Genomic DNA, 24,110 nt, shown 5'->3' on the forward strand with positions numbered 1-24,110 from the left:
CTTTTTGTATTTCTATACTTTTAATTGTAAGAGTTCTTCAATCTCTGCTAGGGTGCTAGCTTGCGAGATGGCGCCACGGAGTTTGGCTGCACCTGAGGTCCCACGGAGGTAGTGAGGGGCGAGGCCACGGAATTCACGAACGGCAATGTGCTCACCTTTGAGATCGATCAAGCGTTTCAAGTGTTCGTAAGCAATCTTCATCTTGTCTTCAAAAGTCAAATCAGGCAGGATTTCTCCTGTTTCAAAGTAGTGATTGATTTGGTTGAAGAGATAAGGATTGCCCATAGCAGCGCGACCAATCATGACCGCATCAGCACCGACTTCTTCGATCCGTTGTTTGGCGTCTTGAACCGTACGGATATCTCCGTTTGCGATAAATGGAATCTTAGTTAGGGCCTGTGCAACCTTGTGAAGGGTCTCAAGGTCCGCATGACCCGTATACATTTGTTCCCGAGTCCGTCCATGCATGGCGAGGGCAGAGACACCCGCGGCTTCAGCAGCGAGCGCATTTTCAACTGCTAGAGAAGGGTCCGACCAACCCGTCCGCATTTTAACAGTGAGGGGGATATCAAGGACGGATTGAACCTTATTGATAATGGAATAGATCTTGTCTGGGTCTTTGAGCCACATCGCACCAGCCTCGTTCTTGACGATTTTATTCACCGGGCAACCCATGTTGATATCGACGATATCGGTCTTGGTATTTTCTTGGATAAATTCAGCTGCGCGAGCTAGGCTGTCTTCATCACTACCAAAGAGTTGAATCGATACAGGATTTTCTCCCTCATCGATATGGAGCATATGCAGGGTCTTTTCATTGTTGTATTGGATCCCTTTATCAGAGACCATTTCCATTACAACGAGCCCCGCTCCCAGTTCTTTGGCAATGGTCCGGAAGGCTGAGTTGGTCACTCCGGCCATGGGGGCTAGGACCGTCCGGTTTGGGATCTCGACGTTCCCAATCATAAAAGGTGTATTAAGATTTGTCACGAATGAGTTCCTCCAAGTCGTTTTCATCAAAGTGGTAGGTTGTCTGACAGAATTGGCAAGTGATTTCAGCGCCATGGTCTTCGTCCTTCATTTCTTGAAGGTCTTTAGCCGGTAAGCTTGCCAAGGCATTCATGAAGCGTTCCTTGCTACAGTCACACTGGAAGCGGATCTCTTCTTCTGAGAGACGCTTGTATGGTTCGTCACCATAGATGGCAGTAAGAAGGGCTTCAATATGGTCGTCAGAGGCTAAAAGGGTAGAAATGGCCGGCATTTCTTGGATCCGTTTTTCAAAGCTGGCAATTTCTTCTTCCTTGGCATTTGGCAAGACCTGCACCAAGAAACCACCGGCAACCTTGACCTTGTCTTCTTCATCAAGGAGGACATTGAGCCCAACCGCAGATGGCGTTTGTTGGCTTTCAGTCAAGTAATAAGCTAGGTCTTCACCGATTTCTCCAGTGACGAGAGGTGTCATGGAATGATAAGGATTGCCTGTGCCGTAGTCGGTAATCACTAGGAATTCCCCGTTTCCGACAAATGGTCCGACCACGACTTCACCGGTCGCTGTTTTCTTGATATCCACACCAGGATTTTGCACGTAGCCTTTGACGTTTCCTTGAGTATCTGCCACAGTGATGATAGCACCAAGTGAGCTAGTGCCCAGGATTTTCACTGTTATCTTGGTGTTTCCCTTTTCATTGGCTGCGAGAATTTGACTAGCGATCAGGGTGCGCCCAAGGGCCACTGTTGAACTTGCTTGTGTCTGATGGTATTCTTGGGCTGCTCGCACGGTCTCTGTACTGTCTAGTACAAAGGCACGGAAAGAGCCACTTTCTGAGATAGTTTTGATAATTTTGTCCATACCTTTTATTTTAACACAAAATAGAAAAACAGGCGCAGGCCTGCGCTTGTTTTTTGGGGTTAGGAAGAATTTTAAGACCAAAAATAGTATAATAAAACAAAGGAGGCTAGCATGAACCAATCTTTGAAAACGGCAGTCTATGGTTTGGCGGTAGCTGATGCATTAGGGGTTCCGTATGAATTTTTAACCCGAGGCAGTTTTAAAGCGGTTGAGATGGTGGGCTATGGAAGCCAACAGTAACTGGCTGGAACTTGTTCAGATGATACTAGCCTTGTATTCGCGACCTATGATTCTTTTTATGAAAAAGGGAAGATTTCCTCTGCTATATGCAGGAGAGGTTTGAAATTTGCTTGTTAGAGGATGATTTTACAGCAAATGACTTGCTATTTTAAACTTGTAGGAGGACCATGCTTAATCTTTTTAGGTTATCATCTAAAACTCTACCTCGGTTACAAAACAAAAACGCAGAGACATCTTCTGCGTTTTCTTACTTTATAGGTCCATTTCTGGGAAAAGTTTAGCTAGTATTTTCGGAGTAATGCTTTGTCCCGGCCCCTCAGCACAATAGGTGTGCATATACATAGAAGGATTGAAGTTGAGCTCGATGCAGGTACAGTTGGGATTTTCCTTTGTGGAAATAGCAGAGCTGTCAGGGATGATGAGATCAACGCCACAGGCCCAGGCTCCCATAGCCTTTGCCATGTCCGCAGCGAGTTCCTTATAAGATGGGTGCATGCTGTCTGTGACATCAATCGAGTCTCCGCCAGTAGAAATGTTGGAATTGCGCCGCAAGTCAACCTTGACTCCAGCAGGCAGGATATCATCTGGTCCATAGCCTTGCTGGTCCAGCATGAGCAGTTCAATGTCCCCCAGTTCAATGATTTCAAGCGGTGAACGATGATCTCGGCCCCGCAGAGGATTGTCATTTTTGATGGCAATCAATTCTCTCACGGTATGCTGACCGTCTCCGACGACATTGGCCGCCACTCGCAAGAGGACTGCTTGGCATTGTCCGTCTAAGACAAAGAAGCGGTACTCCGTTCCAGCGATAAATTCCTCCACTAAGACGGCGACATCTTCTGAAAAAGCAATCTCCAGAGCCTTGTGATAAGCTTCCAGGCTAGCTGGCTCTTGGAAGATAGAGATGCCCAGTCCGAAGTTAGTTGACTTGGGTTTGACAACAATTTCTCGGTTCTTAATCAAAGGGTAGTAGGCCAGTCCCTCTTCTAGAGAAGAAAATTCTGCTCCAGCCGGAACGGGAAAGTCAGCTGCTGCCAAAATCTTTTTGGTGACTGTTTTATTGGCCATGGCCAAAGGGATGACATAGTTATCCTTGGAGGTCATATTGCCGTTCTTGACATATTCTACATGACTACCATGCCAAAGCTTGAGAAATTGGTCCTTTTCATCTAAAATTTCGACATTTAGCCCCTTTTGAATAGCATCAAAGAGTAGCATCTGGGTGGACAGTTCCATATTTTCGTAGCCTTTGAGGGCATAAGGAGCAGTCCAGGCATAGCGGTGGTATTCTTCTGCTTTTTCTAGACCAAAAGCTGTTAAGGAATCTTGCTGGATATGGGGCAGGAGCTGTCCTGACAGTGTCAGCTGAGGATGTAAGAGAGCCTCTCTCATCTGGTCCAGCAAAGTTTGATAGTAAGTTGGCAGTTCAAAATGCTGGATGAGCTCTTCCATGGCTTGGAGAAGGGCTGAGCTGTCTGCCTCATCTGGCAGGGCAGTCAGCGGGTGGCTACAAGCAATTTTCTGGTTCAAATCATGGGCAACTTTTAATACTGCATCAACATTTTCTACATCATCTAGCCAGAGCAGGCCCAGTAAAAAGAGATGGACAGTATCTAAGGTCTCTTGGCTAATGCCCAAATGGTCAAAAGGATTGAGATCGAAGCAGCGGAATTCCAGATAGGTGATACCCTGCTCCAGATAGGCGCGATTGTGCTTCTGTCCACGGAAGCGAACGGCTGAGTAAAATTCTTTTTCAGCACTGAGCTCGCCAGACTGAACGTAGTTTTCAATATCGGTTACATATTGCTCCAAAGAAGTGTAGGACACCTGAATATTCTCGTCATTGACATAGCCATAGTCGCTGTTGCGAAAAGAGCGGATAGGCTGCGGGTATTCCTGACTGTAGAAGCCGGCTTCTGCCAGAGGAGCAGCACCGTAGAGATAGGTTAAGAGCCATCGGAAACGCAGAAAGTTTCGAGCCAGTTTGAGATAGAGGTCATTTTTAAAGTCCTTGAGTAAATGATAGGAGCTGACTTGAAAGAGAGCAGCGACCAGATCTTTCCCTAGCTCCATGTTGTAGTGGATGCCAGAGATGGCCTGTAGTTTTTTGCCATATTTTTTCGCTAAACCCTCTCGGTAGTGGCGTTCGTATTCGTTTTCCAGACGGGCGATGATAATATCTTCTTCAGTCAGCTGCGGTGGCATGGACAGAGGCCACAGGCATTCACTCTGGTCAATTGAGCGGCCTGCCACATCGCTGATAGCTCCCAGTAAGCGCCGCGCTTCCTTAGTAGAGTGAGCAATAGGTGTAATTAGTTCCAGTTGTTGTTCGCTGAAGTCTGTTTGGATGGTCGGGTGGAAATTGCGGGAACCAAGCTGACTCGGATGAGCAGTTTGAGCTAAGTGTCCATCAGTTGTCACTCGCAGATTTTCCCTCTCCAGACCAAAGGTCGCTTGGAGAATAGGGCTTGATGTATCCAGTTTCTGCAGTAATTGATTAATCGTCATCGTTTCACCGTCCTATGGTAGTTATTTTAGTCTATTACAAACGGAAAAAGAAAGCAAATTTTCGCTACGATTTTACAAAAATTCCGAACTTTTATTTTAAATTAAGTACTAAAATTCAGAAAATACATATTTTGTAAAAATGTAATTCGTCTACATAAGAGAAAAAACAAATGAAATGATGAACCCTCCTTGAAAAATTGTCAAATTTTTCATATAATGAGGTATAAAACATAATCGCAGGTGAGACTCCTGCCCCTAGTTTGAAGAAAGGCATAGATAGAGAACTATCTATGGTATATGAAAAAGAATTATGACATCAGTTGTTGTAGTAGGAACCCAATGGGGTGATGAAGGAAAAGGGAAGATTACTGACTTCCTATCAGCCAATGCAGAAGTCATTGCTCGCTACCAAGGTGGGGACAATGCCGGGCACACCATCGTAATCGACGGCAAAAAGTTCAAGTTGCACTTGATTCCTTCTGGTATCTTCTTCCCTGAAAAGATCTCTGTCATCGGAAACGGCGTGGTGGTCAACCCTAAATCATTGGTCAAAGAGTTGGCTTATCTCCATGAAGAAGGAGTATCAACGGACAGCCTTCGCATCTCTGACCGTGCCCATGTCATCCTTCCTTACCATATCGAATTGGACCGTCTCCAAGAAGAGTCTAAAGGCGACAACAAAATCGGAACGACCATCAAAGGGATTGGACCAGCCTACATGGACAAGGCTGCGCGTGTGGGAATCCGGATTGCGGACCTTTTGGACCGCGACGTCTTTGCGGAACGTCTTCGCATCAACTTGGAAGAAAAGAACCGTCAATTTACCAAACTCTATGATGCAGAGGCTCTGTCATTTGACGATATCTTCGAAGAATACTATGAATATGGTCAACAAATCAAGCAATATGTAACCGATACTTCTGTCATCTTGAACGATGCTTTGGATAACGGCAAGCGCGTGCTCTTTGAAGGAGCCCAAGGGGTTATGTTGGATATCGACCAAGGAACCTATCCATTTGTAACCTCTTCAAACCCAGTCGCAGGTGGGGTGACCATCGGATCAGGTGTCGGCCCAAGCAAGATCGACAAGGTTGTCGGTGTATGTAAAGCCTACACTAGCCGTGTTGGTGATGGCCCATTCCCTACGGAACTCTTCGATGAAGTGGGTGATCGGATCCGTGAAGTCGGCCATGAGTATGGGACAACAACCGGTCGTCCTCGTCGTGTTGGTTGGTTTGACTCAGTTGTCATGCGCCATAGCCGTCGCGTGTCAGGAATTACCAACCTTAGCTTGAACTCGATCGACGTTCTGTCCGGCTTGGATACAGTGAAAATCTGTGTAGCCTACGACTTGGATGGGGAACGCATCGACCACTACCCAGCAAGCTTGGAGCAACTCAAACGTTGCAAACCAATCTATGAAGAATTACCAGGCTGGTCAGAAGACATCACAGGTGTCCGCCACTTGGATGAGCTTCCAGAAAATGCCCGCAACTATGTCCGCCGTGTCGGTGAATTAGTTGGTGTGCGCATTTCAACCTTCTCAGTCGGACCAGATCGTGACCAAACCAATATCCTTGAAAGTGTGTGGTCTAGTTTATAAGCAAATGAAGATAAGAGAGTGGGACAGAAATCGGTCATTCGTTAGAATTCGATTTCATCGTCCCACCTCCGCACAGTTGAGTAGGGCTGTAAAAGCTGATGAAATCAGCGTAGTAGAGCCCACTCAACCACTGCGTCTTGCTCGACAATCCAAAGACAATTGAGAGGCTAGGACTTTTGTCCCAGCCTCTTTTTGAAAGCAGAAAGAGGAAAAAATGTATCAAACGATTTTATTTGACCTAGACGGCACCTTGACCAATTCAGAACTAGGGATTACCAACTCGGTGGCCTATGCCTTAGGAAAATATGGGATTCAAGTGCCAGACAAGAAAGCATTGAGAGTTTTCATCGGTCCGCCCTTGCAGGAGTCTTTTGAGCGCTTTTATGGATTTTCTAAGGAAGAATGTTTAAAGGCCATTGACTACTATCATGAGTATTTTTCCGAAAAAGGCCTTTATGAAAATGAGGTCTATCTAGGCGTTCCTGACTTGCTGGCTTCTCTCAAGCAGGCTGGCAAACAGTTGATTGTAGCTACGTCAAAGCCTGAAGAATTTTCCATTCAAATTCTCAAACACTTTGGTTTGTATGATTATTTTGACTTTGTCGCTGGTGCGACCATGGATAGAAAACGTAGTAAAAAAAGCGATGTTATCCAGTATGCCTTGGAGCAAAATGGGATTACAGATTTGGCGCATACCATCATGATTGGAGACAGGGAGCACGATGTGCTTGGCGCTCAAGCGCAAAAGCTTGATTCTATCGGTGTCCTTTATGGCTTTGGAAGCAGGGAAGAATTGGAAGAAGCCGGCGCCACCTATATTGCTCAAGAAGTTGGCGAAATTGCAGCTTTTATAGGATAACCTTTTCCAAAATATTAAAAGTTGGAACTTTTCTAATCTGCTGAATATTGCTTTATTTAATATTTCTATCGGTGTATACTTACTGTAGGTTAAGTCACACAGATTAAGAGGTGATAATATGAATTTGTCACGATATATATTAAAATATAGTACTGATGATGGTACGTTGTATTTTAATACTAAAACCAATCATTCATTTTTTCTTACGAATGAATTGAATAGAGTAGTCGACAGCAATGATGTGATTAGGAAAGAGTTTCATGCTTATCTTGATAAAAATAAATATTTAAGTGAGGGTGAGTATGAGGTCGAAAAGTATCTATCTAAAATAAGCGATACAGATGCTGAATTATTGGAACTAACAATTTTGACACATGGAGATTGTAATTTTCGGTGTAAGTATTGTTATGAAAAATTTGAAAATATTGCTATGTCAACAGAGACAGAAGATGCCATTGTCCAATTTTTGAAAGAAAAACTTCAGTCCGGGAAGTATAAGTATTTGTCAGTAGGCTGGTTTGGAGGAGAACCACTTTGATGGATGATAATTATGAGAAATATTTATAAGTACATTGATAAGAAGTATCTTTTTCCTATTTTTTTAGGGCGTATTGTGAATAGTGGTTTGGTGTTGGCGCAACCTCTGATTTTAACGAAGGCCTTGAAGTTAGATCAAGACGGCCTTTCTTATGGAAAAATTCTCAATTTTGTTTTATTTGGTTTGTCTGTCTATCTTGTTATTTATAGTCTGATGCTGTTTTCAAACTATTCGCACAATATATTCCGAAGAGAAATCAACAAAAGTGTCCGTGCCCTTTTATTTAAGAAAGTCATATTGAATCCTAAATTTTCCAATGATGAAAAAGTTAGTCTGCTAACTCAAGATATGGAATATGTGGGCGATAATTATTTGGAAAATATAAATGTTATGGTGAGTTGGGGATTTGTCGCCCTTGTTACAGCCATTTATATTGTTTCACAAAATTTTCTCTTAGGACTTATTTTTGTCATTTTTACGATTATGAGACCTATTCCTCAGTTCATCATGAATCGTCGTTTACAAGATTCGGGAGACAGCTGGTCCAAGCTTAGAACGAAATTACATGGGCTTGTCTCGGATAGTATGCAAGGCAGCCAAACCTTACGGATTAATCAGGCCATGAGGCTGAATGAAGAGCGCGTGAATGATTTAAACGGAGAATATCAAAAAGCCATCCAAAGATTTTGTTTCACACATAATATTATTTTTTTCTTTAATGGATTTATGGTCTTTTTTAGTCAGGTTGTTCCTCTTGCTTTAGGCTTTTATTTGAGTTTACAGGGAAATTCTATTTCTATTACAAGCCTCATCTCTATGTATGTTGCTGCGGGGATGCTGGTAGAACCGATCCAAACTCTGATGTACAGTGCAGCCAATCTCCAAGGTGCCTTGCCGACTGCGAACCGCCTGTTTAAGATTATCGAGGAAGAACCTGATTTCGAAGAGACAAAGGATCAATTTGTTGAAAATCTCGAATCGTTGCGCTTAAATCATATTTCAAAAAGTTTTGCTGAACGTCAGCTTTTTTCTGATTTGACGGCGACGATTTCAGTAGGTCAGAAGGTCTTAATCAAAGGACCGAGCGGGTCTGGAAAGACGACTCTTTTTCGCTTGATTTTAGGAGAAGAAGTATGTGATGAGGGTGACATTTTCGTTCAGTATGATGGAAATCAAATAACGAGTCATTTCCAAGGGAATATCGGTTTAATTAGCCAGCATCCCTTCCTGTTTAACGATACTATCCGCTATAATCTAACTTTTGGTCAGCCTTTTCAGGACCATGAATTATTGGAGGTATTGGACCGAGTTGGCTTAATAGATGAATTTCAGGATATTTTGAATGTAGAAATTCATAATAATGGTGAAAACATTTCATGAGGTCAGCGTGTCAGATTAGAGTTGGCTCGTTTTCTCTTACGCGAGAAGGATATTTTATTAGCGGACGAAGTGACATCAGCTTTGGACGAAAAAAATAGTCGTCTGGTTAGAGACCTAATCTTTTCTTTGCCGATCACGGTACTAGAAATAGCCCATCATATTGATGAAGAAGAGCGCTATGACCAAATCCTTGAGTTACGTAAAGGATGAGCGATGCCACAATAGTTGGTTCTGCGACAAAGCGGATAGTAGTAAGCCAGCAATTTGTCAGATATTTTTGAGATTCTAAGTGGTGATATTTCCAAAATCATCAATACTCAGAGAACTTAAGCTTTATTTAAGATAGGCCAGCTATACTAGAAGCATAAACAAAGACCTCCTAACTTTGTTTAAACCTCCTAAACTTTTTCATAATAATCTCCCATAAGAGTCGCCCAATCGGCGGCTTTTTTTGTGAGTCGTAAGCTGCCTATGGTATAATGAACAAAGAAACTAAAAGGAAGAAGGAAGAGATGGACTACACGATAGAGGAAAAAGCGATGTTTATGAGGGAAGCCCTGAAGGAGGCGGAGATTGCCCTCGCCAATGATGAAATACCGATTGGCTGTGTCTTGGTCAAGGATGGTCAGATTATCGGGCGTGGACATAATGCGCGTGAGGAGCTGCAGCGGGCGGTCATGCATGCGGAAATCATGGCGATCGAGGAGGCCAATCAGCGTGAAAATAGCTGGCGCCTGCTGGATACGACGCTTTTTGTCACGATTGAGCCCTGTGTCATGTGTAGTGGTGCCATTGGTCTAGCTCGGATTCCCCAGGTGATTTACGGGGCGACCAATCAGAAGTTCGGTGGAGCAGGTAGTCTCTACGACATTTTGGCAGATGAACGCCTCAATCACCGAGTCGAAGTAGAAACAGGAATCTTGGAAGCAGAATGTGCAGCCATCATGCAGACCTTCTTCCGCCAAGGTCGAGAACGAAAAAAACAAGCCAAACTCGCAGCCAAGGCCGAAACACAAGAATAAAAACCGGACCTTTGCAAATCGAACAAATTATGATATAATACCTATCGGAGCAACAGTTCTGCGTGAAGCGGGTCAGGGGAGGAATCCAGCAGCCCTAAGCGAAGTGAACTGTGTGCTCTTTTCTATTGCTCTTGATGCGTCAAGTCCAAGGGACGCAGACGAATCCTAGAGCAATGGATGCAGTTTTTCCCGTTAGGGAAAAAGCTGTAAACCTATGATAGCCCTTAGTGAATCAAGTCCAACGGACGCGGATGAACTTAGGTGCATTGACGCAGTTCGAACAAAGTGAGAACTAGGTTCCGAAGTATAATGAATCAAGCCTAAAAGGTGCAGATGAATATTGGAGCAGCGAATCTAGTTTGAACGGACCTGAAATGAATTCAGCTGACATCCAATCTTAAGAAGCGTATTTGTTTTCTTGTCAATCAAAATTGTTCTTCTCAATAGGCCTAAAATTTGTTGACTTACGCAAACGAGTGCTCTCGGTTATGTCCTAAGGTTAGCTTATTTAGAAAAATAGTATAGAATATAAAATGTAAACGTTTTAAAATAGTGAAAGCACTTGCTTATTTTTTCTTAAAGCGTTATCATAAAAGAAAAGAACAATTGGAGGATAAACATGTCACATATTAAATTTGACTACTCAAAGGTGTTAGATAAATTTGTAGCACCACATGAACTAGATTATATGCAGCCTCAAGTGACTGCTGCAGATTCTGCTCTGCGAAATGGTACAGGTCCTGGGGCAGAAATGACTGGTTGGTTGAACTTGCCTGAAGAATATGACAAAGATGAATTTGCTCGTATTCAAAAGGCTGCTGCTAAAATCCAATCTGATAGTGAGGTATTGATCGTAATCGGTATTGGTGGTTCCTATTTAGGAGCTCGTGCAGCTATTGATTTCTTGAATAATTCTTTTGTAAATCTACAAAGCAAGGAAGAACGCAAGGCACCTCAAATCCTCTATGCTGGAAATTCTATTTCTTCAAGCTATTTGGCTGATTTGGTAGACTATGTATCAGACAAAGATTTCTCTGTCAACGTTATTTCTAAGTCAGGAACGACTACAGAGCCTGCTATTGCTTTCCGTGTCTTCAAAGAACTCTTGGTTAAGAAGTATGGTCAGGAAGAAGCAAATAAACGGATTTATGCAACTACAGACCGCGCTAAAGGTGCAGTTAAGGTTGAAGCAGATGCTAATGGCTGGGATACTTTTGTAGTGCCTGATAGTGTAGGTGGTCGTTTTACAGTATTGACAGCAGTGGGACTCTTGCCAATCGCAGCTGCAGGGGCTGATATCAGCAAGTTAATGGAAGGAGCAAATGCTGCTCGCAAGGCTTATGCTTCTGATAAGTTGGCTGAAAATGAAGCATATCAATATGCAGTTGTACGCAATATCTTGTACCGTAAAGGTTATCTGACAGAAGTTCTAGCTAACTATGAACCATCTCTGCAATACTTCTCTGAGTGGTGGAAGCAACTGGCTGGTGAGTCAGAAGGGAAAGACCAAAAAGGGATTTACCCAACTTCAGCCAACTTCTCAACAGACTTGCACTCTCTGGGACAATTTATCCAGGAAGGTACCCGTATCCTCTTTGAAACAGTTGTACGTGTAGATAAACCTCGCAAAAATGTGCTGATTCCTGAATTGGCAGAAGACTTGGACGGTCTTGGCTACTTGCAAGGAAAAGATGTTGACTTTGTCAATAAAAAAGCTACAGATGGAGTGCTGTTAGCACACACTGATGGTGGAGTTCCAAATATGTTTGTGACACTGCCTGAGCAAGATGAGTTCACTTTGGGCTACACTATTTACTTCTTTGAGTTGGCTATTGCTCTTTCTGGCTACCTGAATGGTATCAATCCATTTGACCAGCCTGGAGTTGAGGCTTATAAGAAAAACATGTTTGCCCTTCTTGGAAAACCAGGCTTTGAAGAGCTGGGTGCTGAGTTGAATGCACGCCTTTGATTCTTATATGCCTTGAGTTCATTTAGAGTATAAAAAGAGATCCACAAGTTCATTTCTTGTGGATTTTTTACTACAAGCCTCATAATTAGTTTATTATTTTTTTGAACAGTATAAAAAAGAGTGTCTTAATTCTTTTATGAAAGCGCTGTATAATTGCCTTGTAAATAAAATTTGAGAGGTATCAAAATGAATGATTGGTTAAACATAAAAGGCAAAACAGTTCTTGTGACTGGCGCGTCATCTGGGATCGGTAAGGCAATCGTTGAAGAATTGCTGGAATTAGGTGTCAATGTAGCGAATTTCGATCTTAGCGACAACGATTTGCGTCATCCAAATCTATTATTTGTGAAAGTTGATGTAACTTCTCGCTCTGAAGTAGAAGAGGGTGTTGCCAAAATAGTTGAAAGATTTGGCAATATTGATGCAGTGGTCAATAATGCAGGGATTAATATCCCTAGATTATTAATCGATGCAGAAAATCCTAAAGGTCCTTACGAATTGGACGATGAGACGTTCGAAAAAGTAACGATGATTAATCAAAAAGGTTTGTATCTGGTTAGTCAGGCAGTGGGACGTATTTTAGTGAAAAATGGAAAAGGTGTAATTGTGAACATGGCTTCAGAAGCAGGCTTGGAAGGTTCTGAAGGACAAAGTGCCTATGCTGCCACAAAAGCAGCAGTCTATAGTTACACTCGTTCATGGGCAAAAGAGCTGGGTAAGCATGGTGTACGTGTGGTTGGAATTGCTCCAGGAATTATGGAAGCTACGGGACTTCGAACTCTTTCTTATGAGGAAGCTCTTGCTTATACCCGTGGAAAGACGGTAGAAGATATTCGAGCTGGTTATGCTTCAACTTCAACAACTCCTTTGGGACGAAGTGGTAAACTACGGGAAGTAGCTGACCTTGTAGCATTCTATATTTCAGACCGTTCTAGCTATATAACTGGAGTCACTACAAATATTGCCGGAGGGAAAACTCGCGGTTAAAAAAATGAAGGTGAGGAAGAGAGTTGACCATAGTAAATCGATGGTATAACATTTTAGAAAAAATGGTCTCACAGCCAACTTATTCCTTAGTAGATATGCGCTCAGAGCTGGATATTAGTATGCAAACCTTGCAAAAGAGTATCCAACAATTAAATGATGTTTTGGCTCCGAGTATCCAGATTATCTCACAAGATGATAAGTTAATGTTAGAGGTGTATGACTATACTGAGTTGGAAAGGATTTTATCTGGTAGTTTAAAACGGGAGAGTGACTTCAATTCTTCCAGTAAAAGAATTGCCTATTTACTAAAACGTTTAATTAAGTCAACCTCCCCTCTTCTTATTGACGACTTGGCTGAGGAGGCAGGTGTTAGTAGAAGTACCCTTAATAAGGATTTAAAACAAGTAAAATCTTTGGCAGAGAGTTACTCTATCACTATTTCAGGAAAGCCCAACCGTGGGCTGGAGGTCTTGGGGTCCGAGCTGAATTTGCGCTTGCTCTATATTCACCAAGTGGCCCCTTACTTTGAAGGAAAGACACTCACCGAGGCAACATCTTCTTTTCTGGAGACGCTACTCCAGGAGTATAAAATCCCGAAAGAAACAAAGGAACTCCTTCGAAAGACAATTTCAATTATGGTGGAGCGTATTTATGCATCTAGGGTGTTGAGTTGCCCTATTCCTTACTATAGGAATGATTTAACAGAGACACCTTTGGTTGAAAAATTAATCTATCATATTGAGATGACTTATAAGATTTCCCTCAGTCAGTTTGAAATAGACTTTTTGTGTTTTCCGTTTAATATCCGTTTTATTGACACTTTAAGCAAGCCGTCTTATCAATCTGAACAGCTTGCAAACATTTTTCAAGGGATTGTCAAGAAAGTCAAAGAAACAATGTTGGTTAACTTTGATGATGAAGAATTATTTGAAGAAATCAAGTCTCATCTAGGCCCCTTAATCAATCGACTGATTTTCCATGTGCAAGCTAATGATATATTCCATGGCGAGGTTCAAACTCAATATCCTTTTGCTTTTGAAATGGCGAAAATTGCTGGAGAAGAACTGTCTGCAATTTTTGGTTCTGAATTGGAATTATCTGAAATCGGATATCTGGCTTTGTATTTTGAAATGATTTTAAGAAAGCAAAACTCTGTTGTAAATGGTTCTCGCAAGCAGATAGCAGTAGTTTGCACAACAGGAAGAGGAACTGCTGCGATGATTATTCAGCAACTCAGACGAATCCTTGGAAATGATGTAGACATTACTCAGTATTCTGAAGAGGATTTTAATCTGGATTTGAATCAGGACTATTTCGCGATTTTTACGACAGTTCCTCTAAAATATAAAGATTCTAAATCTCCAGTCATTCAAGTTAATCATCTTTTTGATGATCAATGGCTGCGGGAAGAATGGCAGAGGGCCAATGCTTTTCATCAAAAAAATCTAGAAACAGTCAGCTTACGTTTTCTTCGGTTGAGTCCCCAAAAAACCTATCAGCAATACTTGCTAAATATGGTTGCAGAGTTAGAGAAACTTCAGATGATTGATGAAGGTTTTAGAAATCGGATAATTGATAGGGAGAAAAAACAATCAACCATTTTTGGTGGAGGAATTGCCTTCCCCCATACAATTAACCAGGGTTATGCAAAGACTATTTTAATGTTTGGAAAGCTAGAAGAGCCTTATCAAAAAGGAGATGATTGGATTGAATTTATCTTTCTAGTCGCCATTCCCTCAGAAATTGAAAGCAAAATGGAGAGTGAATTGCTGGAATTGTATGACGACATTTTTCGAATTGCAGGAGAGCCTTCTCTAAAAGAAGCTTTGAGGGCTGTAGAAACAGAGACAGAGTTTCTATCATTTTCTAAGAGCAAAGGAGTATTTTAATGAATTCGCTAATAATTTTCGCTGTATTTGTCATGGCAGCTTATATATTTCAAATGTTCCTCGGCTGGCAGCAACTCAAAGACTTCAATAAGACCTATACGATGCTCCGAAGACTGGGGCGCGTAGCGATTGGCAGGAAGTCCGGAAGAATCAAATCCGGTACGATTGTCATGTTCGCGGTTGATGAAAACGGTCGGGTTCTTAAAGCTAGCAAAATGCAAGGAGTCACAATCTTAGCACGTTTTCAAAATATGGACGATTATGTTGGAGAAGACATCCATTATTTTGACAAGTATAATCCTCTTGTGAGAAAAGAAAATAAGTTGATGCAATCAGCCATAGAAGATGCTAGAAAAGTCTATCTTTGGCATGAGGCAGGTATTGAGAAAGAGACAAGTTCATCTGATTCTTTTCTGGGATTCGGCTTTTATGCGAATTACTTACAATTATCTATTAAACAGTTATTTAAAAAAAATAAGAAAGGGAGTTCCTTATGAATCACATTACAAATTTTGCAGAGAGTTTTATGAAACTCTTCCAATTAGGTGGAGAAACCTTTATTAGCTGGATGACAAATATTGTACCGCTTGTCTTAATGCTATTGATTGCAATGAATACCCTTATCGCTTTCTTGGGAGAAGAGAAGGTCAATTCCCTGGCTAAGATTTCTGCCAAAAATCCTGTTAGCCGGTATATGATTTTACCTTTCATTTCAGCCTTTATGCTGGGGAATCCGATGGCAATCAGTATGGGACGTTTCTTACCAGAATATTATAAACCTAGTTTTGTAGCAGCTCAGATGCAGTTCTGCCATACTTCAAATGGTGTATTTCCGCATATCAATCCTGGGGAATTGTTTGTATGGATGGGAATTGCAACAGGAATTCAAACTTTAGGTTTAAGTCAAATGGACTTAGCCATTCGTTACATGCTTGTTGGGCTTGTCATGAACTTTGTAGGCGGTTGGGTGACCGATTTTACAACTGCTTATGTAGCAAAACAGCAAGGTGTTACCTTGAGTAAAACATTTGATTTATAGAAAGAGTGAAATTATGTCATATAAGAGTATAAAAGTTGTTAAAGGAAATGGCGGTTTCGGAGGACCTTTGGTCATTACACCTAGTGAAGCTAAGCATAAATTCATCTATATCACTGGCGGAGGAGAAAAGCCAGATATTGTGGATAAAATTGCTGATTTGACCGGTATGGAAGCTGTTAATGGGTTTAAAACTTCTATCCCAGATGAGGAAATTGCTTTAGCAATCGTGGATTGTGGCGGTACTCTTCGCTGTGGTATTTATCCTAAAAAGGGGATCCCTACAATAAATATTGTAGCTACAGGGAAAAGTGGGCCTCTAGCTCAATATATAACCGAGGAAATCTATGTGTCAGCAGTTGGCCTTAATCAAATTTCTGCTGCTAATGAAGACGAAAAAGCGACAACTGTGGTAACAGAAAAGCCAACTTACGATACTAGTAAAAAAATTACAGAGCAAAAAGCTGAAACAAGTATTGTAGCAAGAATTGGGATGGGCGCTGGGAAGGTCGTTGCGACTTTCAACCAGGCTGCTCGTGAAGCCATCCAAACAATGCTCAACACGATCATTCCTTTCATGGCCTTTGTTTCCTTGCTGATTGGGGTTATTCAAGGTTCAGGTGTTGGAAATTGGCTGGCAAAATTAATGGTTCCCCTAGCTGGGAACATCTGGGGACTCATTTTGATTGGCTTTATCTGTTCCTTGCCATTCCTATCTCCTTTGTTAGGCCCCGGAGCTGTTATCAGTCAGATTATTGGAACCTTAATTGGAGTTGAAATCGGCAAAGGGAATATTCCGCCCCAAATGGCTCTGCCAGCTATATTTGCTATCAACACTCAAAACGGTTGTGATTTCATTCCTGTAGCACTCGGTCTATCTGAAGCCAAGGCTGAAACAGTTGAGGTTGGTGTCCCTTCTGTGCTTTATTCACGCTTTCTCAATGGTGTTCCGCGGGTGCTAGTAGCTTGGATAGCTAGTATTGGCCTTTATCAGTAAACCTTTGATAGATGCACGTAAACATAGCAACTATTATGTTAAACTTATCTATAAGCATAAGTTTATGACAGATTTGAGAAAGGATGAATAGGAATTAGATGAAGAAAATTTTTGAAGCTAAAGTAATTCAAGTGGGGCCTGAAGCTCAGAATATGATTCAAGATGCCAATATGCTCATTTTGTTTGGAGAAGAAGCTCCGGAAGACTTAGCAGAGTATTGTTTTAAAATCGATAACAAAAATCTTCTAGGTGCAATACTAGAAGGTGGAAAGCTGGTGGTAGATAGTCAGGAATATTCGATTACTGCCGTAGGAAATGTAGTAGAAAAAAATTTAACTGGACTGGGCCATATCACGATTTCTTTTGATGGTTCAAAAGAGGGCAGCCTGCCGGGCACTCTCCATGTTGCAGCAGACCAAGCAGTAGTAATTGAAAAGGACTCTACCATTCAGATTTTCGAAACTGCTTGACCATAACAAAATTTAAAATCAAGCAATTTAGAAACATAAAAGTCAAAAAAATTGATTCAGAGCTTGGACAAAAAGTCCAGGCTTCTGGGTCTAAATTAGAAAAAATAGATGACGCGGTGGTTGATTGGCATCTTCCTTCGCTTTTTAAGCCCCAAAGATTGCCTGATCAACTGTGCGGGGGTGGGAAGATGAACTTTTTAACTTGTTTGAAGTTCTTTCCCACTCCCTTTTTGATAGGGAAAATAATTTATGTTTTAATATTGTAAAATTTGTCATTGTTTTTCAATGTTTTCGCAATATGACAAATCAACAAAATTTATAAGGATAAAAGCATGCCAGAAAAAGACGGTCAAGGTCAAGCGCAAAGAGCTTGAAGTCAATCAAACTAGCCAGCCAGTGCAAGGGAATTTCCAGCAGATGCATCCATAAGGTGTGCCTGAACAGAAGGAAAAGACCAAAAAGGTATTTACCCAACTTCAGCAAACTTCTCAACAGACTTGCACTCATTGGGTCAATTTATCCAAGAAGGAACTCGTATCATGTTTGAAACAGTTGTCCGTGTGGACAAACCACGTAAGAACGTGATCATCCCTACATTGGAAGAAGACCTTGATGGACTTGGTTACCTTCAAGGGAAAGACGTTGACTTTGTAAACAAAAAAGCAACTGACGGTGTTCTTCTTGCCCACACAGACGGTGACGTGCCAAACATGTACGTAACTCTTCCTGAGCAAGATGCCTTCACTCTTGGTTATGCCATCTACTTCTTCGAGTTGGCCATCGCCCTTTCAGGTTACTTGAACGCGATCAACCCATTTGACCAACCAGGTGTTGAAGCCTACAAGAAAAATATGTTTGCCCTTCTTGGTAAACCAGGATTTGAAGAACTTGGAGCAGAACTCAACGCTCGTCTTTAATCAATAGACAAAACGATCTCGCAAGAGGTCGTTTTTTTACTTGCTAAACAAACTCATATTTTTGTCCCCTGGAATCAATTATAAAAACACGATCTAGTTATGTTTCTCAATCATATGGTTAACTGATTGCTATTGTCTCCCTTCGCAAGAAATTTTAAGATAAGCATCTAAAAGGTCGGATATCCCTCCGATCTTTTTTAGTCCATCAAGACAGGAGTTGGTCCTTGATAGGTTTTATGTTATAGTAGAAGAGAAGAATAAAAAGGAGAATTCGAAATGTCCGAGAAAGATCAAGAACAATTTATGAAAGATACTCCCTTAGATGGGACACCGCATTTTGATGTGGCTGCGCCAGCCTTTGTCCCAAAAGAAGAAGCCGAAGACTTGGTTGTTCCAGAAGTTAGTGGCCTTTCAGTGACGGAGATGAAAGCAATGAAAGAAGAAGCAGACGAGCCAGCTGTTTCAGAAACAGTGGAGCCTCCAAAGGTGGATGAAGCAACTGTTGGAGAACATCCGGATGTAGTTGCTACTCCCCAACCGACTCCTCCATTCCAACCTGCGCCTCAAGCTCCTCAAAACATGGCAGCTGAGCCAGTTGGTCCGCAAACAGTGCCTGTTCCTGAGACACCTATTCCACAAGCTCCTCTTTCTCCTGTTGGAAGACCGATGGATACTGCAGACAAGAAGGCGATTCGTTTTGCCCTTGGGATTTTAGTTGGGCTTCTTATCGGTGGAGTCAGTGGCTATTTGATTGGTCATGCTAGCCCTAGCACGTCATCATCTAGAAAGCAGACTTCTTGGTCAGGTAACCAGTCTGGTTCGTCTTCCAATATCGATTTGGATCAATTGACCGCAGAAGACGCGGAAGTTGATTTTAGCTGGAAACAGTCTGATATCGAGCAACTTCAGTTTTTAACAGGAAGTGATGCTGGGGAGACTCCTGAGGAAATGATTGAAGCTTATGGGAAAGCTAGCTCCGTTCAATTTGAAAGTGGAGAATTGAAATTATTTTGGGATGATAACTCTTATAATAAAGAGGTCAAAGCGACTTACTCTAAGAAAGGGAAAGAATTCCAGCTTGTCAAATTTGAATTTAATCAATTTGGGAAAAATCTTACGGTTGAGGATAACTTTGCAGATGGGTTCAAGGTTGGAGATAGTGAAACCGGTGCTGGAGGGACCTCTTACAAAGAGCTTTTAGAAAAATACGGTGATGCAGTCAATCTGACGGTGAGTTTATCTGATGATTCAGACGAGATAGAGTTGGTCATGGACTTCCAAAAGAAAAATGGGGACTACGTGGATTTGACCTTTATTCGCCAAGAAAATGGAGATTTCCTCTTGAGCAGTAAAGACAGCTACTAAACGGATCAGACAAGAAAGAGGCAAGCGCCTCTTTTTTGGGATAAGACGAGACAAATACGCTAATTTTCTATACAATAGAAGGAGTTTGAATAGAAAGAGCATGAAGGATGGAAGAAATGAAACAGTGGATAGAACATCATAAGCGGATCCTCCAAAAAGCTGCAAGTGCTTTGCTGGCTTTTATGGTTGGTGTTTGCTTGGTGTTTATGATTCATCCAGTGAAAACCTTGCCAAAAGACCGTTTGCTGAGCCTATCTCGAATGCAAGAAGCTAGCCAACAATTTGTCGCTCCTTCTTCCAAAGAGCCGGCTCTAGAAGACTTGTTGTCATTAGAGCTTGCAAAGGGAGAAGGAAAGACACAAAAAAATTGGGTGACTTTGTCTGCCTTCATCAAAAAATTTGGAAAAGCAGCGAGTTTTACACAAGAAGATACGAGTTTTGGAGCGCAAGTCCAGCTAGGCTATGGGATTCCTGTGCAGGGGATTCATCCTTATACCATAGAATTTCAAAGGCAGGATGATACCTTTTATTTGAGCTCGATTCAAGGATTTGCGCCCAAGTCGGCTCACTATCAGAGCAAAAAGAACTTAAAACTGGCAGATTTTACAGGCTATCAGACGCTAGATGGAAAAAAGGAAAAGGGGATAGCAGTAGAAGATGTCTTGAAAAAATCAGGTCTTCCCAATTCTCTTAGTTTGACCTCTGAAAAGGACAAGCAAGTCCTAGCCCTGTCTTATCAGGTGACAGATGGACTGGTCTCTTTGACCTTTGAACGCGACCAGACTGGTCAGTATCGTTTGACGAAGAAGGGGTGAAGCAGATGATCGAGTGGATGAAAAAGAATCGAAAAGAACTCTTGTTGCCGTTTTTGTGTTTTGTTTTAGGGCTCTTACTTGCGATTGCAAGCATCCAGGTGCAAGAGCAAGGAACCGATACCAAGGAGGACCAAACACTGACTCATTTCCAGCCAAAGGATCACAAGAATTTGGTCAGCAAGGAACAAGAAATCAAACAGTTTAAATGGACCATCGAAGCTGTGGCGAATTTGAAAGTTCGTCTCAAGCAGAGTCAGCAACCAGGAACCCGCTTGGAAACAGTTGTGACGGAATGGGGAAAAGCTCAAAAAGTTCGCTACACTAAGACAGCCCAAGGGGATAAAACGGTTCTCGTCTTAACCTATGCGGCTAAGCAAACCGATCAGGGCAAGAAAAGTGTGACCTTGTGGTTTGAACAGGAAAGAGACCAGGGGTATCGCTTGACGATGGTGGATGCGACGAATTTGTTGGATGTAAAAGAGAAGACAAACAGTGAGAAAGAAATCACTACTGAAAAAGAGAAAAAAGGTACAGAATTCGCCCAGCTCATTAAGAAACTAGGAAATCCCCAACGATTGGTCTGGGGGGAAATGCCAGATGGCGGAATGGGCTATCGCGCGACTTACCAGCTACCAGGACAGCCAGAAGTGGTGATGGAATTCAAGAAAAAAGCCAAGAAATTGGTGTTGGTATAAGAAAGGAGACATCATTGGACGATCAACGGACAGACATCAAGGCAGCTTCCTCTCACCAGGGTGGGAGCCGCTTGATTTCAGAGGCTGACCTTGCTTCAATAGGGATGGACAATCATCAGGATACTAGAAGCCATTCAGATACGATGGCGTCTTCCCCTTCTTCCTCAAAAGAGGGGATTGGTTCGCTTTTGCGATTTTTTGGGTGGTTCGCCTTGTTAATGGCTTTTGTGTTTGTGCTTCAAAACGAAGTTAATAAAAGCTCTTCTTCATCTTCTTCGAGTGAGGGGATCAATGGTTTATCACGTGATGGTATCAGAACGGAATATCTGACCAGTGAAAATAGTTCTTATATCGCCTCAGCTAATGAATTTCAATTTCAGCCAACCTATGAAAAGGCCATGTCTCTCATTCCTAATTTTGCAGTGGAAGAAAAAAAGACCTCTTTTGGGACGGTAGACCCACAAGATGTCGTTGCAGCATTAGGTAAAGCGAGGAGTGGGGAAGCAACGTATAGTGATAGCAGTTCCAGTCCCTTTTTGCTGACATTAGATTACCAATCAAAGGATGCAGATGGGAAGGTTCTTCTTGAAAAAACAGGTGCCTTTTACAGGATCTCTCTTTTAAGTTTGAAACACTTAAAAAGTGACCGATTTGCGAATAAGAATGGGAGCTTGACGAAGGACGATTTTGCCACTATCAAGGTCGGAATGCCTTATTTAGACCTACTCAATACGGTAGGGATTCCGGATGAAATATATGTATCTGGGCTTTTAGGTTACGGGGAAGCGCCTTCCTTTACCTATCGATTATCGGATTCTCAAACGGTTCAAATCCATTTTGATAGCCGGCAAACCATCAAGGATATCAAATCGAAAGAGGTAGCGACCACACCAGCTTCCTCTACATCTACAGCACAGTAAAAAAATCAGCCGAAGCATTTTAAATAAAAGGAGAGGACAATGGGAAATAAAGACTGGTCGCATCTACGAAATGAGCACCAGAGTCGGTTTTCGAAAGGCCAGCCGAAAGAAGCACCCTTAGAAAAAGGAAGTCCTGAGAAGCTAGAAGATACGCTCACAAAAGAGCCAGAAGTGGTAGAAGTCCCTGCTTTTCAGGAAGAGGTGAAACAAGAAGAGGAACGAAAAGACGAACCAGCGATTGGTGTGAAGAAGGAATCGTATGATCCAAAGGAAGGCTCATTTGCTACACCTGAAGACGAATCAGCTCAGGTCGTTCTTGCTACACCACTAACAGAAGAAGCAAGGTCAGAAACACCAGCACAAGATACAATAGGGCAGTCTCCTTCAGCTGAGAAAAAAGTAGAGCACCAGGGTGGGAGTCGCTTGATTTCAGAAGCCGATCTGGCTTCAATAGGGGGAAGCAGGCATTCAGAACCAAGGCAAACGGTGCTAGACTCCCAATCGGATAGGACGAAAACCTACTCTCCTTCCTCTAATAGTGGAGGGTCTTCGCTAGCAGCCTTTTTTGGATTATTGGCCATGCTGGGATTATTTGCCTATCTGGCTTCAGGAGGTATCCATAGTGAGGAAGCTCCTTCTTCTACTACTAGTGAATACGGAAGTACTGGCCGGTCTTTTGGAACCAGAAAGGAAACCTTGAGGAGTGGCACGAGTACCTTGATTGCTCCGGAGGGGGAATTTCAGTTTCAAGTGACCTATGAGAAGGCGATTTCCTTGATTCCTGGTTTAAGTGAGGGGGATCAAGGCCGTACCTCTTCAACTTATCTGTCTCCGCAGGATGTGGTAGCTGTACTGGGGAAGGCTAGTGGTGGGGAAGAAACCTACCAAGAAGGTGGTGTCAGTCCTTTTATGACACAATTGGATTATCAGTCGGAAGGATCTCCTTCTTCCGTAACAGTTTTACTTTCAAATATTGTTGGTGACCGTTTATCTTCTCTTGATTTTGAGAACCTAAACAGTGAGCGATTAGCCAATAAAAATGGCAGTTTGAACAGAGAGGATTTTGCCAATATTAAAATAGGAACCAGCTATGCAGATCTTGTGAATACCGTAGGAATTCCTAGCCGTGTTTCTTGGTCGAGTATGATGAGTTCAGAGTCCTTCTTAATCTTTTACTATAAACTTTCTGATTCGCACTCAGTCATTATTCATTTTGGAAGCAATCGCACCATTAGTGAAATGACAGGCCTGGAGGATTCGGCTACAAGCACTTCGCCTTAGGTGTTCATCTCTTTGGGTTTGTGGTATAATATGGATACCTTTAATTGAAATGAATGGAGAATCTCATGACTGCACAAAAAATGTCTGCACAAGAAATTATCGCTTTTATTGGAAATGCAGAAAAGAAAACAAATGTGAAAGTAACCTTTGAAGGGGAATTGGCAACAGCTGTTCCTGCTTCTGTCACCAAGCTTGGCAATGTTTTGTTCGGTGACTGGAAAGATATCGAGCCCCTTCTTGCCAACTTGACAGAGAACAAGGATTATGTGGTCGAACAAGATGGCCGTAATTCAGCTGTTCCCTTGCTGGATAAGCGCTATCTAAATGCACGTATTGAACCAGGTGCTATTATCCGTGACCAAGTGACCATCGAAGACAATGCTGTCGTGATGATGGGGGCTGTCATCAATATTGGTGCTGAAATCGGTGCAGGAACCATGATTGATATGGGGGCTATCCTTGGTGGCCGTGCAACAGTTGGTAAAAACAGCCACATCGGTGCAGGTGCCGTTCTTGCAGGTGTCATTGAGCCAGCTTCTGCTGAGCCTGTTCGGATCGGTGATAATGTCTTGGTCGGTGCCAATGCAGTTGTGATTGAAGGGGTTCAAGTAGGGAACGGTTCAGTCGTTGCCGCTGGAGCTATCGTTACTCAAGATGTTCCTGAAAATGTGGTCGTAGCTGGTGTCCCTGCTCGCATCATCAAGGAAATTGACGAAAAAACACAACAAAAAACAGCCTTGGAAGACGCTTTGCGTAATTTGTAAGATAGA

The 24,110-nt window shown here is 42.3% G+C and carries 21 protein-coding genes, 1 other RNA gene and 2 pseudogenes; 21 read left to right on the forward strand and 3 right to left on the reverse strand.

The window, feature by feature from the left end; genetic code table 11:
* Positions 1 to 12: 12 nt before the first annotated feature.
* Both dusB and hslO read right to left on the reverse strand, forming a co-directional pair.
* Positions 13 to 990, reverse strand: a complete 978-nt coding sequence (gene dusB, locus O3629_RS09215; RefSeq protein WP_049506721.1) for a tRNA dihydrouridine synthase DusB — start codon at positions 988 to 990, stop codon at positions 13 to 15.
* Positions 977 to 1,849 carry an Hsp33 family molecular chaperone HslO gene (gene hslO, locus O3629_RS09220; RefSeq protein ID WP_049506722.1) on the reverse strand — a complete coding sequence of 291 codons (873 nt, stop codon included), beginning with the start codon at positions 1,847 to 1,849 and terminating at the stop codon, positions 977 to 979. The genes dusB and hslO overlap by 14 nt, the downstream gene beginning before the upstream one ends.
* Positions 1,850 to 1,960: 111 nt before the next feature.
* Between hslO and O3629_RS09225 the strand changes: the two genes are divergently transcribed.
* A complete protein-coding gene (locus O3629_RS09225) occupies positions 1,961 to 2,089 on the forward strand; it encodes a hypothetical protein (protein WP_006595453.1) in 129 nt (42 codons plus the stop codon).
* Between the two features lie 252 nt (positions 2,090 to 2,341).
* On the opposite strand, the gene gshAB is transcribed toward O3629_RS09225, so the two are convergent.
* Positions 2,342 to 4,597, reverse strand: coding sequence for a bifunctional glutamate--cysteine ligase GshA/glutathione synthetase GshB (gene gshAB / locus O3629_RS09230; protein WP_371609093.1), 2,256 nt, complete (start codon positions 4,595 to 4,597; stop codon positions 2,342 to 2,344).
* 310 nt (positions 4,598 to 4,907) lie between these two features.
* Between gshAB and O3629_RS09235 the strand changes: the two genes are divergently transcribed.
* The 20 genes and pseudogenes from O3629_RS09235 (at position 4,908) to dapD (ending at position 24,104) form a co-directional block, all read left to right on the forward strand.
* Positions 4,908 to 6,200: an adenylosuccinate synthase gene (locus tag O3629_RS09235; protein WP_013904276.1), complete on the forward strand. Its 1,293-nt coding sequence runs from the start codon at positions 4,908 to 4,910 to the stop codon at positions 6,198 to 6,200.
* 214 nt (positions 6,201 to 6,414) lie between these two features.
* Entirely contained in the window at positions 6,415 to 7,059 is a 645-nt protein-coding gene (locus O3629_RS09240) for an HAD family hydrolase (protein ID WP_003002091.1), read from the forward strand.
* 118 nt (positions 7,060 to 7,177) lie between these two features.
* A complete protein-coding gene (locus O3629_RS09245) occupies positions 7,178 to 7,597 on the forward strand; it encodes a 4Fe-4S cluster-binding domain-containing protein (protein ID WP_049514994.1) in 420 nt (139 codons plus the stop codon).
* 12 nt (positions 7,598 to 7,609) lie between these two features.
* Positions 7,610 to 9,187: pseudogene (locus O3629_RS09250) on the forward strand (ATP-binding cassette domain-containing protein).
* A 302-nt stretch (positions 9,188 to 9,489) separates the two neighbouring features.
* Positions 9,490 to 9,999 carry a tRNA adenosine(34) deaminase TadA gene (tadA, locus tag O3629_RS09255; protein WP_003016809.1) on the forward strand — a complete coding sequence of 170 codons (510 nt, stop codon included), beginning with the start codon at positions 9,490 to 9,492 and terminating at the stop codon, positions 9,997 to 9,999.
* 38 nt (positions 10,000 to 10,037) lie between these two features.
* Positions 10,038 to 10,133: signal recognition particle sRNA small type (gene ffs / locus O3629_RS09260), an RNA gene on the forward strand.
* A 485-nt stretch (positions 10,134 to 10,618) separates the two neighbouring features.
* Positions 10,619 to 11,968, forward strand: coding sequence for a glucose-6-phosphate isomerase (locus tag O3629_RS09265; protein ID WP_008808173.1), 1,350 nt, complete (start codon positions 10,619 to 10,621; stop codon positions 11,966 to 11,968).
* 186 nt (positions 11,969 to 12,154) lie between these two features.
* Positions 12,155 to 12,955, forward strand: a complete 801-nt coding sequence (locus O3629_RS09270; RefSeq protein ID WP_001000837.1) for an SDR family oxidoreductase — start codon at positions 12,155 to 12,157, stop codon at positions 12,953 to 12,955.
* A 62-nt stretch (positions 12,956 to 13,017) separates the two neighbouring features.
* The gene (locus O3629_RS09275; RefSeq protein WP_080981318.1) at positions 13,018 to 14,844 is read left to right on the forward strand and encodes a PTS sugar transporter subunit IIA; all 1,827 of its coding nucleotides are present in this window, start codon (positions 13,018 to 13,020) and stop codon (positions 14,842 to 14,844) included.
* Complete coding sequence (locus O3629_RS09280; protein ID WP_001086645.1) at positions 14,844 to 15,341, forward strand: transcriptional regulator GutM; 498 nt, start codon at positions 14,844 to 14,846, stop codon at positions 15,339 to 15,341. Before O3629_RS09275 ends, O3629_RS09280 begins: the two co-directional genes overlap by 1 nt.
* Positions 15,338 to 15,883 carry a PTS glucitol/sorbitol transporter subunit IIC gene (locus tag O3629_RS09285; RefSeq protein ID WP_001015684.1) on the forward strand — a complete coding sequence of 182 codons (546 nt, stop codon included), beginning with the start codon at positions 15,338 to 15,340 and terminating at the stop codon, positions 15,881 to 15,883. Before O3629_RS09280 ends, O3629_RS09285 begins: the two co-directional genes overlap by 4 nt.
* Before the next feature lie 13 nt (positions 15,884 to 15,896).
* Positions 15,897 to 16,877 carry a PTS glucitol/sorbitol transporter subunit IIB gene (locus O3629_RS09290; protein WP_020992831.1) on the forward strand — a complete coding sequence of 327 codons (981 nt, stop codon included), beginning with the start codon at positions 15,897 to 15,899 and terminating at the stop codon, positions 16,875 to 16,877.
* Positions 16,878 to 16,975: 98 nt separating this feature from the next.
* Positions 16,976 to 17,347 (forward strand): PTS glucitol/sorbitol transporter subunit IIA, encoded by a 372-nt coding sequence (locus O3629_RS09295; RefSeq protein ID WP_008808177.1) that lies wholly within the window; start codon positions 16,976 to 16,978, stop codon positions 17,345 to 17,347.
* A gap of 440 nt (positions 17,348 to 17,787) precedes the next feature.
* Positions 17,788 to 18,264: pseudogene (gene pgi, locus O3629_RS09300) on the forward strand (glucose-6-phosphate isomerase); the annotation flags it as partial.
* Between the two features lie 276 nt (positions 18,265 to 18,540).
* Positions 18,541 to 19,629, forward strand: a complete 1,089-nt coding sequence (locus O3629_RS09305; protein ID WP_155124565.1) for a hypothetical protein — start codon at positions 18,541 to 18,543, stop codon at positions 19,627 to 19,629.
* Between the two features lie 107 nt (positions 19,630 to 19,736).
* Positions 19,737 to 20,444: a hypothetical protein gene (locus tag O3629_RS09310; RefSeq protein WP_155124566.1), complete on the forward strand. Its 708-nt coding sequence runs from the start codon at positions 19,737 to 19,739 to the stop codon at positions 20,442 to 20,444.
* A 5-nt stretch (positions 20,445 to 20,449) separates the two neighbouring features.
* Positions 20,450 to 21,139, forward strand: coding sequence for a hypothetical protein (locus tag O3629_RS09315; RefSeq protein WP_151191379.1), 690 nt, complete (start codon positions 20,450 to 20,452; stop codon positions 21,137 to 21,139).
* A 14-nt stretch (positions 21,140 to 21,153) separates the two neighbouring features.
* The gene (locus O3629_RS09320; protein WP_150906654.1) at positions 21,154 to 22,059 is read left to right on the forward strand and encodes a hypothetical protein; all 906 of its coding nucleotides are present in this window, start codon (positions 21,154 to 21,156) and stop codon (positions 22,057 to 22,059) included.
* Between the two features lie 39 nt (positions 22,060 to 22,098).
* Positions 22,099 to 23,340 (forward strand): hypothetical protein, encoded by a 1,242-nt coding sequence (locus O3629_RS09325; protein ID WP_371609094.1) that lies wholly within the window; start codon positions 22,099 to 22,101, stop codon positions 23,338 to 23,340.
* Positions 23,341 to 23,405: 65 nt separating this feature from the next.
* A complete protein-coding gene (gene dapD, locus O3629_RS09330) occupies positions 23,406 to 24,104 on the forward strand; it encodes a 2,3,4,5-tetrahydropyridine-2,6-dicarboxylate N-acetyltransferase (RefSeq protein ID WP_003016885.1) in 699 nt (232 codons plus the stop codon).
* The last annotated feature ends 6 nt before the right edge of the window (positions 24,105 to 24,110 follow it).

This window comes from Streptococcus sp. 27098_8_12, from assembly GCF_041432115.1.
Lineage (GTDB): Bacteria > Bacillota > Bacilli > Lactobacillales > Streptococcaceae > Streptococcus > Streptococcus parasanguinis_V.